Genomic DNA, 10,760 nt, shown 5'->3' on the forward strand with positions numbered 1-10,760 from the left:
CGGAAGGTCACCACCAATCTAAAGGTCGCTCACCACAGGCTATATCCGTTTTTCCCGCGGTGCGATCGCGCGGCGCTGGGGATAGGCCGGTTTATTCGTCGCCTCATCGGCATCCTTCGCAATCCTCTCCTGAAGGACATGGATTTTCGGGCTCCCGTTTGGGGGAACCTTCGTCGTCACCCGCCAAGCGTATTCCGCCCCTAGGATGCGCTCCGGCGGCCGATCGATCAGGTAGCGGTTCCAATAGGACTCATCGCCCCAATAAGGTGTCACATGGTTCGCATGGTCCTGTGCCGCCCAGTCGCCCATGGTATGCATTGCCTGCAGGAAGGCTTCCCGGCTGCCTCCCTGGATGCTTCCGCAAAAGTAGTTCCTGCCATCGCCGGGGCGAACCCAAGTCACGGACTGTTGGTTCTCCTCGAAGCGGATTTTCGGTTTTGGCGTGTCCCGGTAGGCGGAGTGGAGACAGGCCACCAGCCCTTCCGAGTGGATCTCCTCTTCCCCGATCCGCTTCATCACCCGCACCTGCGACTTCATTGAAAAGAGCAGATCGTATCCCGCGAGTTCGCCCTCCGCATCGAGTATCCGCTGGTAGCGTTCCGGATTCACCCGGCCAGGTCGCGGGCCCGGTGTCACAGGAATCACCGAGACATCCTCGCCCGGCACCGTCCCGCCGTCCGTGAAAATGAAAATTCTTTTCTCCACACCGGGCAGAAAATTGCGCCGCAGGCTCTCCAGGAAGAACCGCAGTTCCCGACGGGTCTGTCCGGGCGCGTCCACCAGCACCGCGACCTTGAGGGAGGCCCGGGACTCCGATGAAGCTTCCTCTGCCGCTTCCGCACCACCGGCCTCATCTGCCAAATTGCCTTGGGCCACCCCGCTGGACCCGGTCCATTTCAAATACAGTTCCTCGGTGCCCTCCAGATCCCCGGCCTCTTCCCACGCGGAGAAATGCAGAGCCCGCGGCATCGGCCCGCCCGCCGCCCACTCGCAATGCCGGATCCGGCAGGCTTCCCCGTAGCCCAATAGCGCCACCCGCCGTAGCTCCACCACCGGCACTGGACCACGCAGGATCACATATCCCGGCAAGCTCTTGCTTCTTGCCAACCACTCCGAGGCCGCTTCCCACGGGCCGAAGCGTACTCGCTCCAGCCTCTGCGAGGAGTTCGCCCCTGCTTTCCCGCTGCCGTTTGCCCTCCAGCCGTCCGTGAAGTCCTCGACCGCTTCCACCGCTAGATCCGGATAGCGCAAGGCGGGCAATTCCTCCGCCGCCATGCCCTTCCAGCCGGTGAACCATTTCACTTTCCACCCCCGCTTCAGAAGATCCTCCACCCCGTGGTCGTCATCCGGCTCCATCTCCACTGCCAGCGGCTTCTCCCACAGCCCCATGCGCAGTTGCTCCCAACTGCAACGCTCGGCTTCCCACAATTCCGGACGCCATACCTTTGTGTCCTCGTGCCACGGCTTCGGCCAGCCTAACCAATGAACCACTCCGTCGGGCAGTTGCGGATTCTCGACATCATGCGGCACGAAGAGATTCCACTTCCGGTCGAAATTCATCGTCCGCCCCTCCGTGGCCGCCACCAGCGCCAGATTCTCGTCCGCTTGGAAGGCTCCCTGAGCGGCTATCAGCTTGTCCCAGGTCCCCGCCTTGCGCATCTCCGCCAGATTCAGTAGCGGCCCCATGGAGAAGTAGGGGTTTCCCGCCGCGTGTTCCCAGCCCTTCGGGATCGGGCGCTTCAACCACTCGCGCATCGCGTAGGCCAGATCCACGTCCTGACCCTGCATCCTCGCCGCCAGCAGCCGGTCGCCCAGATCCATCGCGAAAAGCGGGGCCAGATCGCAGAAGGCCACCTGATCGTAGTCCATGATCAGGCAGCGGTCCCAATCCGTGGCCTCGCGGATCACTCGCAGACGGTCGAACACCGCAGGGCTGACATAGCCTGGGAAGCGCCCTTTGATCTCGTCTGTCGCCGGTAGAAACTCGACCCTGAGCGGCCCCTGTTCGAAGGACTTCGCCAAAAAACCCCTACACCAGCAGCGGACATATACGGGCACGACCGTCCGGCGCAGGATGCTGGCAATCAGTGTTGCATTGACCGCGAATCCTCTCAAATCGCTGGAAATGGCAATCCGTATATCTTCCATTCCAGTCAAAAGTGCCTACTCCCTATCCGAAAATGCCATCTGATTGCGCTGCCGATTAAGTCGCTGTCGCGAAAATTTCGGCTGAAGATTCAAATCGCCCAAGTCATTTTCCTCCAGGAATTTTAATCAAATCCCCGAATGTTTCTCTAAAGCTACTTGCCAAACTGTCAACAGTGCCAACCACAGCCCCATTTCCCGGATCGAGATACTTTTGTTTGACGATGGCATCTCCACCTTCACGAATCAACTCCGTTTCCAAATCATACTTCCCCATACGACCGGCAAACTCGTAATGTTCCATGCCTGCCATGAATATTTTTGACCGATCCGCTCCAATGGTCTTTTCGACTTCCTGAGAGAACGAGTCTAAGAGACCTCTCCCTTTATCTTCACGGGCTTTAGTGAAATAATTATAGTAATAATGATCGCCATTTGTCCTTGAATCCACCAGTTTGGTCCGCTGGACGAAATCCGCCGCCGCTTCCTCCTGCATGGCATTGATGGTATTCGTCAACGAGTCAATCTCATCTTCCGTCAAGTTCAGCTTTTCTATCGTTTCGGTCGTTAGCCGACCACTCGCGCTCACAGAGACAGCCGGACGGAAGATCGCAATATCTACCGGGTCCCCAGAGGGGGCATTGGCCTCGGATTCTCCGAGCATTTCGGGATTTTCCACGCCTTCTCCGTACTTTTCACGCTGCTCCCGATCCGGATATCCCCGTTGCGATTGGTCGCCTACGGAAGCGCCATCACGAACTACCCACCACCATACAAAAGCCGCCAACAAAAAGATCGCGATGGCCACGACTAACACAGCCCTTGATGGCGTTCGACGTTTCATGTTACGAAAATGATACTCTTCCCGAACCCATTGCGAAATAAAAACCATTTCCATGCTGATTATTCACACGACCACCAAACAAGCGGCGTCTCTGTGCACCCCGCAAAAATACGAGTAGCCCTCCCCGATCATTTGTCAAAAACATCCCAATATTTCCCGTCAGGAGACGCCAAGGGCACGTTACTCCTTGCCGCCACGCCTCCCCCTGCAGGCGAAATATAATTACAATTCACAAACTCCTCCCCGTTATCATCGGAATAAAATTTTAACTCAATATCATACTTCCCAAATCCACCATAAAAAAACAAATCATCCACACCGCCCATAAATCGCTCGGACCTATCTTTGCCTAGAACCTCCTCAACCTCCTTCGCCAAGCGATCTTTACTTGCAACGCCTCGATCCACTTTTGCACGAACATAATATCTCTTACTTATAGCGTCACCAGATTCCTTCGATGGAATCAATTTCGCCCTACTCACAAAATCTTCCGCTTGCTCCGTTTTTATTTCCTTGATTTTGCTTCCCAAAAGCTCGGCCTCCGACTTGGATATACGAAGCATATCGATGGCCGAATTCGTCAACTCTCCGGCGGAATTTAGCGGAATAACAACGGGCACAAAATTGGCCGTGGAAGCTGCCATTATCCGACGAGCTTCTTCGGTAGCAGCTTCACTTCGTCTATCAATTTTCTCGTCATATTCTTTCCTTCTGCGGCGCTCGCTGTCATCCAGCTTAGTGGCACCAGAGCTCTTTTCATAGCCACCCTTTACTTCATGAATCGGATCATATTTCGCCGCTTTCCCAGCAAATTGCGCCTTCCACCAAACAAGACACGCAATTAGCAAAAGAAAAATGACCGCCATCCGATATTTTTTCATAATCCAACCCATTTGGTTTTACATTTTCTCAACTTTCGGCAGAGAATATTTTGTATTAGAATATTGCGTTGGCGAATAACTACCAGGAGAAGGGGCATGTGCTATCGAATATTCCAAGTAGTTCTCCAACCGAATAGTTAAATCATTGGCATTATCAGTGATACTAGCAACCCTACAGCAGGCATCCACTTTCCAATTCACCGTCAGGCCTCCGCTTTCAAAGCTTCCACTCGCCACTTCTCCTGTCCACTTCTTCCCCACGGAAATGCTGGGGTCATATTGATCATCGTATGTGTTTGACGCAGTGCGATAACCTAGCATCCGCCCACAAGCAGTTGCAACGATAGGATGCACGACGTCACCCGGGGCAGCTGGCGGCGATCCAGAATGTGCCCCCCCGCCCTCGACTGACCAGTCTATCTGCACCAAATCCGGATCGGGATTCGGGTCGGTAATTACGAACTGTAGTTTAGTCCAAAGATCCAAGCCGCCATAATTCCAAGTAACCAATGAAGAATATATTGTTTCGCCATAATGAAATCATATTTAATTTTTAAAGAATTTGAGGGGTGTTTCATCCTTGTGAAAAGAAACTCACACTCATAATCCTTCCGCCTGCATTCAAGCGAATATTAGACGCTCGTTCGTCGATTGTGGATTCCTAGTATTCATAGCAAACTAGCTCTGGATGGCCTTCAAACAGTAGCAAAACTTACACTGCCAAAGCACCGGAATGTTGTTTGCAATGTCGATTGAGTGGGAATTGGATCTCCCGCTGCGGTCAAAGCATTTGCGATCCCTTGTGTGGCGATCAGGCCGGAAAGCGTTGCACCGCCAGTCGCAAAAGCGGATTGGCGGACGAAACTCCGACGAGTAAGTGACGAAACGGAGTCTTGGGAGACGGACGAGTCAGCAGCCATGGTATTTTCGGTTGAAGTAAATGCAGAATTACGCCTCCCGGATTGACAAGAGTTAGAGGCCCCGTCAAGTTTTTCTTGTGAGTTGGACCCGGTTTTTTCCTGTTCTTGATGAAGTAATGTTGAGAAATTATCGAAGCGGGGTGACTCCGGAGGAGGCGGAGGAGTTCGAGGAATGGTTCGGAGTGAAGACACGGGCACCCACATCCCAATGCACTGATATTCAATGGACTATAGAATCCGCCGGGACGAGGCCCCACATCGTTGCCGCCACCTTGTTCTGGAAACATGTCAACGGCGAGGACGCTGAACTTCCTCAACCGACCCGGGAATCTTTGGTCGATGCGCGACGGATGGGTCTGGTGCGGCGTTTCGCTCCGTGGGACAGTTATGTCGCTCCTCTCCATGAGCATACCCCGGGAGCCATTGCCAAGCATCCCGGCGTAATCTTCCGGATCTATCTGGCAAGCGATCTCGATTTCCTCATCGATGAACTCGTGGAACTTGGCTGGGAGGTCCACGTGATGAAGAGCCCATCTATCCGCTATTGTCCCGGCGGTTTCTGGCGCTTCCTGGCGCTGGAGGACGACGTGCTGGTGACGGTGATCGACACGGACCGCATGGACGAGGTAAGCCATGAAATCGCCCGCACGGAGGAGATGCACCGCGCCGGTCTCGGCCTATGGCGTGTGCCGGGATATTACAACGCGGACTTCAAGGAGGGGTGCGCTACCGGCCGATCCTAGGCGGGCACTTCGGCGCTAGGGGCGGGATCCCGATCCGCGAGCTGATCGAGGCCTTCGTCTGGCATTGGCGCCATGGCAGCCTACCCCTGACCGCGAATATCCCGGGCCACGGGGAGGTGCCGCTGCGTTTCTCGAAATGGCCGGACTACGGTTTCGACGAATTGTTCCAGCTCATGGTGATGTACCCGTGGCTGGCCCCGGGCGGCACGCTGACCTTCATTCCCGCGGATGCCCGCTCGATGCTGCTCCCCGCGGACATCGAATACGCGATGTGGGCGAATCCCCGGAGCGAAGCGATCTATTTTTGACACGGCTCTTGCCGGGTGGTGGAGCTAGGCCCTACTCTCGCGGTCAGAGCATTTTCCGTGAGTTCAGAAGCGAGCGCCATCCACATCATCGGCATTCTCCCAGCGCGCTGGGCGTCCACCCGCTTCCCCGGAAAGCCGCTTCATTTGATCGCCGGCAAGCCGCTGATGCAGCATGTCTGGGAGCAATGCCGGAAGTGCACGCGGCTCGATGACCTCTACATCGCCACCGATGACGAGCGGATCTTCGCCGCGGCGGAAGCCTTCGGCGCGAAGGTGGTAATGACCTCGGCCGATCACCCGACCGGCACCGACCGCATTGCGGAAGCGGTCCGGGCGATTCCCGCAGCCACCCATGTCGTGAACATCCAGGGGGATGAACCGCTGATCGATCCCGCGCTGGTCGATGAGCTGGCCGCGACGATGGCGGCCGATCCGACGCTGGACATGGCGACGGCGGCGAACCCGCTCGATCCGGAGGATCCGGCGGTGCAAGACCCGAACGTGGTGAAGGTTGTAATGGCTCTGGATGGGCGCGCGCTTTACTTCTCCCGCTCTCCCCTGCCCTACTTCCGCAACGCGGTGGCAGGGCTGCCGGTTTACCGGCACAAGGGGATCTACGCATACCGCCGTACTTTCCTTGAGCGCTTCGTGACCTGGCCGCCTTCTCCGCTGGAGCTGGCCGAATCGCTCGAACAACTGCGCGCGCTGGAAAACGGCGCGTCGATCAAGGTTCTCCCTACCCTCGACACCTCGCCCGGTGTCGATACACCCGAACAAGCCGCCCAAGTCGAAGCGATCCTCAACAGCCATTCTTTAGTCCCATGAAATACATTTTCGTCACCGGCGGCGTCGTCTCCTCTCTCGGCAAGGGTCTTGCCGCGGCTTCCATCGGCGCACTGCTGGAGCACCGCGGTCTCAAGACCCTGATGCAAAAGTTCGACCCCTACCTCAACGTCGATCCCGGCACGATGTCGCCGTATCAGCATGGCGAAGTGTACGTGCTGGACGACGGCGCGGAGACCGACCTCGACCTCGGCCACTACGAGCGCTTCACCTCCGGGGTGATGTCGCGGATGAACAACCTGACCTCCGGCCAGGTCTTCGACGCGGTGATCAAGAAGGAGCGCAAGGGCGACTACCTGGGCAAGACGGTGCAGTTCATCCCGCACGTCACGGACGAGATCAAATCCCGGATCCACATGGTCTCGGAGATGAATCCCACCGTGGACGTCCTGATCACCGAGATCGGCGGCACCGTGGGCGACATGGAGGGCCTGCTCTTCGTCGAAGCGCTGCGCCAGTTCGCGCTGGAAGTCGGCAAGGACAACGTCTGCTTCATCCACGTGACCCTGCTGCCCTACATCAAGGCTGCGGGCGAGGTGAAGACCAAGCCGACCCAGCAGTCGGTGGCGAAGCTCCGCGAGCTCGGCATCCAGCCGGACATCATCATCTGCCGCACCGAGGCCGACCTCGACGAGGACAACCGCAAGAAGATCGCGATGTTCTGCAACGTCGAGAAGAAGAACGTGGTAGCCTTCCGCGACGTGGCCCACACGATCTACGAGTGTCCGCTCGACCTGCGCCGCGACAAGATCGACCGGCTGGTGGTCGATCGCCTCGGCCTCGGCCACACGCCGGCTCCCGCGCTTGAGGATTGGGAAATGTTCGTGCGGCGTGTGATCCACCCGAAGCACAAGGTGACCATCGCGGTGGCGGGCAAATACATCGAGCTGCAGGACGCCTACAAATCGATCTACGAATCCCTGATCCATGCCGGTGCCCATCACGACACCAAGGTGAACATCGTGCGCGTGGAAGCGGAAGCGATCGAGAACCACGGCGCGAAGGCGGTGATCGGCGAGGTGGACGGCATCCTGGTGCCCGGCGGCTTCGGCGACCGCGGCATCGAGGGCAAGATCCAGGCAGCGCAGTATGCGCGCGAGAACAACATCCCCTACTTCGGCATCTGCCTGGGGATGCAGATCGCGACCATCGAATTCGCGCGGAACATCTGCAAACTGAAGAACGCCAATTCGACGGAGTTCGACAAGAGCACGCCTTTCCCGGTGATCTGCCTGCAGGAAGAGCAGAAGGGCGTGGAGGACATGGGTGCCACCATGCGCCTCGGCTCCTGCGAGAGCATCCTGCTCGCGGGCACCAAGGCGTCCGATCTCTACGGGGGTGCCGAGCGCATCCACGAGCGCCATCGCCACCGCTATGAGCTCAACTCGGATTTCCAGGACAAGCTCCAGGAATGCGGCCTGGTGATCTCGTCGGTCTCCGCCTTGGAAGGTCTGGTGGAGATCATCGAACTGCCGCAGCATCCGTTCTTCGTGGGGGCGCAGTTCCACCCGGAATTCCAATCGAAGCCGAACAAGCCGCACCCGCTCTTCGCCGGCTTCGTGAAGGCTTCGCTCGAGCGGGCTCAGCTGCAGTAAGGGGCTGCCGGCCGTGGTCCGGACAAATCATTCGGCTTCGTTTCGAAAAACGCTTTGACAGGGGGAGGTGGCGCAATTTCACTGTCGGCGCGCTGAGATTCATTCTCAATAACGACTTTCTCCCCGATCTGTGACATCCCTCATCTACGCCCTGAACATCGGAACGCTGGCCGCCTGGCTGGCGGTTTCCGGCGCGAGTTCGGTGGCGGTGGCGGTGAAGGTTTCGGAGCGCATGCCGAAGCTGAATGACCCCGGGTCGGACGAAGTTGAACTGGTGATCACCGATCTGGAGGAGATCATGGGCTCGGCACCGCCGGCCGCACCGGAAGAAGCCGCGCTGGCGGAGGTCATTGAGCAGCAGGAAGAACAGCTCCAGCCGGAGGAGATCCCGGAAATTCCGGATACTCCCGAGATCCCGGAGATCGCCGACTTGGAGCCGCTGCCGGATATCCCCGATCTTCCCGCCGTCCCCGATGGCGAGATCAAGCCGAAGCCCGCGCCGGCGGTGGCCCCGCGCAAGAGCGAGCAGCCGAAGCAGGCCAAGCGCACCACCACTTCCCAGAACCGCAGCGGCGTGACCGGACAAGGCAGCGGCGAAGGAGCCGGCACGGCCAAGGGCTCCGGCAGCAGCCCGACCGGCGCCAACCGCTGGGTCGGCCTCTATGCGCCGAAGCCTTCGTATCCCTCCGCCTCCCGCCGCGCCGGGGAAACAGGCCGGGTGGGCATCACTTTCACCGTGGACGAGCGGGGCTTCATCGTGAGCGCCCACGTCAGCAGCCCTTGCTCCTATGCCGCATTGAACGAAGCCGCCCTGGCGAAGGTGCGGGCTTCATGGCGGGCCAAGCCGGGAGCACGCGCCACGGCCACGAAAACCGTCGTCTTTCAATTGAACTGATCCATGCTGACCGCGAATATCGTCCTCAAGTTTTTCAAAGAGGGCGGCTGGGTCATGTGGCCCGTGGCTGCCACTTTCTTCCTGGCCCTCTGTGTTCTCCTGGAACGTTCCGTGTGGTGGATCTGCCTGAAGCGCTCGCTGCGGCCGCAGGCGCAGGAGCAGGCGCGCGAGGCGCTCGGCACCGGCGACTTCAACGGCGCATGGCAGCTCGGCACGCAGGGCACGGATCCCTTCCTGACCAATCTCAATGAAGGCATGTCCCACGCGCATACCTCGATGCTGGCGGCGATGCACCTGCACGCCACTCATTGGATCGAGAAATCCGAGGCGCGGATGTGGATCCTGGGCACGATCATCACGCTCGCTCCCCTGCTCGGGCTGCTCGGCACGGTGGTCGGCCTGATGGGTTCCTTCGGCGAACTCGGCGGCGAGGAGCTGGCGGTGAACAAGGTCACCGGCGGGATCGCGGAAGCGCTGATCGCCACCGCCTGCGGCCTGGCGATCGCGATCGGCTGCCTGCTGCCGTATAACTACTTCCGCAAGCGGGTGTCCTCCTTCCGCAATGCCTTCGAGCGCTGGATCAACCACGCCGAATTGCTGGTCCAATCGGCGAAGGCGCACGGCCACGACCTCGAGGCCTTCGCGACGAGCCGCCACACCAAGCGCTGAGTTCCGATGCCGGTAAAACTTCAGGGCGGTGGCGATGACCACGAGGATGACGCGCGGATCGAAATCGTGCCGTTGATCGACATCATGTTCTTCCTGCTGGCCAGCTTCATGATGGTGAGCCTGAGCATGACCCAGATCCACCGGGTGAATCTTAATCTGCCGCGGATGGCCAATACCGAGCGCCAGATCAAGGTGCCGCCGATCCACCTGGCGGTCGATGTCCACGGCGTTGTGACCTGGGATTCCAAGACCGTGACCCCCACCGAAGTGACGGATCGCCTGAAGGCGCTGCCACCGACCGACGAGACGCGGGTCATGATCGGCGCGGACGAGGCTAGCATGACCGGCCAGGTCCTGAAGGTGATGGATGCGATTCGCGCCGCAGGGATCGACAAGATCAGTTTCGAAACGAAGAAGCCGTGATTCCCCCTCGCCTGCTGCCCATCATCAACGCCATCGGCTGTCTTGCCCTGGCGGGCTTCATCCTGCTGCAGTGGTTCGACGGCAATGCCACCGAGGCGAAGCTCAACCAATCGCTCAAGGACACGATCCACGAGAAGAACGCGCGGATGGACGCCGAGCATCGCGCGAAGTTGCTGGAGTCCGACGTTTCCGGGCTGAAGGCATCGATCGAATCGATCCAAGCGGCGGCGGCCCTCGCGGAAAAGGAACTCGTGGAAAAGGGCGCGCAGCTCGATGCCAGCACCAAGTCGCTGCAAGATGCCGAGACCAAGGTCAAGGAGTGGGAGGAAGCGGTGAAGGCGCGCGACGAGGCGCTTGCCCTGCGCGACACCAAGCTCGCGGAGGCCGGCGGAAAGTTAAAGGAGCTTAACGATAAGCTGCTGGCCACGCGGAAGCGCTTGGATGAAGCGATCGCGGAGCTGAAAAAGGCGGGCGCGCGGTAATAAGGGCGAGAG

The 10,760-nt window shown here is 58.9% G+C and carries 11 protein-coding genes; 8 read left to right on the top strand and 3 right to left on the bottom strand.

Going from position 1 to position 10,760, the window contains the following annotated elements; translation table 11 throughout:
• Positions 1-39: 39 nt before the first annotated feature.
• The 3 genes from ABWK72_RS05645 to ABWK72_RS05655 form a co-directional block, all read right to left on the bottom strand.
• Positions 40-2,022, bottom strand: coding sequence for a glycosyltransferase (locus tag ABWK72_RS05645; protein WP_367873806.1), 1,983 nt, complete (start codon positions 2,020-2,022; stop codon positions 40-42).
• 229 nt (positions 2,023-2,251) lie between these two features.
• Positions 2,252-3,043, bottom strand: a complete 792-nt coding sequence (locus ABWK72_RS05650) for a hypothetical protein (protein ID WP_367873807.1) — start codon at positions 3,041-3,043, stop codon at positions 2,252-2,254.
• A gap of 74 nt (positions 3,044-3,117) precedes the next feature.
• On the bottom strand, positions 3,118-3,870 hold the full coding sequence (locus tag ABWK72_RS05655; RefSeq protein WP_367873808.1) for a hypothetical protein: 753 nt from the start codon (positions 3,868-3,870) through the stop codon (positions 3,118-3,120).
• Positions 3,871-5,062: 1,192 nt separating this feature from the next.
• Between ABWK72_RS05655 and ABWK72_RS05660 the strand changes: the two genes are divergently transcribed.
• The 8 genes from ABWK72_RS05660 to ABWK72_RS05695 all read left to right on the top strand — a co-directional run bounded on the left by ABWK72_RS05660 (position 5,063) and on the right by ABWK72_RS05695 (position 10,748).
• Complete coding sequence (locus ABWK72_RS05660) at positions 5,063-5,533, top strand: hypothetical protein (RefSeq protein ID WP_367873809.1); 471 nt, start codon at positions 5,063-5,065, stop codon at positions 5,531-5,533.
• A complete protein-coding gene (locus ABWK72_RS05665; RefSeq protein WP_367873810.1) occupies positions 5,512-5,841 on the top strand; it encodes a hypothetical protein in 330 nt (109 codons plus the stop codon). Before ABWK72_RS05660 ends, ABWK72_RS05665 begins: the two co-directional genes overlap by 22 nt.
• A gap of 78 nt (positions 5,842-5,919) precedes the next feature.
• The gene (gene kdsB, locus ABWK72_RS05670) at positions 5,920-6,666 is read left to right on the top strand and encodes a 3-deoxy-manno-octulosonate cytidylyltransferase (RefSeq protein WP_367875320.1); all 747 of its coding nucleotides are present in this window, start codon (positions 5,920-5,922) and stop codon (positions 6,664-6,666) included.
• Positions 6,663-8,279, top strand: a complete 1,617-nt coding sequence (locus tag ABWK72_RS05675) for a CTP synthase (RefSeq protein ID WP_367873811.1) — start codon at positions 6,663-6,665, stop codon at positions 8,277-8,279. The genes kdsB and ABWK72_RS05675 overlap by 4 nt, the downstream gene beginning before the upstream one ends.
• 130 nt (positions 8,280-8,409) lie before the next feature.
• On the top strand, positions 8,410-9,174 hold the full coding sequence (locus tag ABWK72_RS05680; protein WP_367873812.1) for a TonB family protein: 765 nt from the start codon (positions 8,410-8,412) through the stop codon (positions 9,172-9,174).
• Positions 9,175-9,177: 3 nt separating this feature from the next.
• Positions 9,178-9,843 carry a MotA/TolQ/ExbB proton channel family protein gene (locus tag ABWK72_RS05685; RefSeq protein ID WP_367873813.1) on the top strand — a complete coding sequence of 222 codons (666 nt, stop codon included), beginning with the start codon at positions 9,178-9,180 and terminating at the stop codon, positions 9,841-9,843.
• A gap of 6 nt (positions 9,844-9,849) precedes the next feature.
• Complete coding sequence (locus ABWK72_RS05690) at positions 9,850-10,266, top strand: ExbD/TolR family protein (protein ID WP_367873814.1); 417 nt, start codon at positions 9,850-9,852, stop codon at positions 10,264-10,266.
• A complete protein-coding gene (locus ABWK72_RS05695; protein WP_367873815.1) occupies positions 10,263-10,748 on the top strand; it encodes a hypothetical protein in 486 nt (161 codons plus the stop codon). The genes ABWK72_RS05690 and ABWK72_RS05695 overlap by 4 nt, the downstream gene beginning before the upstream one ends.
• The last annotated feature ends 12 nt before the right edge of the window (positions 10,749-10,760 follow it).

Source organism: Luteolibacter sp. Populi (assembly GCF_040801775.1).
In the GTDB taxonomy this organism is placed as follows: domain Bacteria; phylum Verrucomicrobiota; class Verrucomicrobiia; order Verrucomicrobiales; family Akkermansiaceae; genus Haloferula.

Coding starts and splice junctions, on each gene's coding strand:
- ABWK72_RS05685 (WP_367873813.1), top strand. CDS start 9,178: ATGCTGACCGCGAATATCGTCCTCAAGTTTTTCAAAGAGGGCGGCTGG.
- ABWK72_RS05690 (WP_367873814.1), top strand. CDS start 9,850: ATGCCGGTAAAACTTCAGGGCGGTGGCGATGACCACGAGGATGACGCG.
- ABWK72_RS05675 (WP_367873811.1), top strand. CDS start 6,663: ATGAAATACATTTTCGTCACCGGCGGCGTCGTCTCCTCTCTCGGCAAG.
- ABWK72_RS05650 (WP_367873807.1), bottom strand. CDS start 3,043: ATGGAAATGGTTTTTATTTCGCAATGGGTTCGGGAAGAGTATCATTTT.
- ABWK72_RS05655 (WP_367873808.1), bottom strand. CDS start 3,870: ATGAAAAAATATCGGATGGCGGTCATTTTTCTTTTGCTAATTGCGTGT.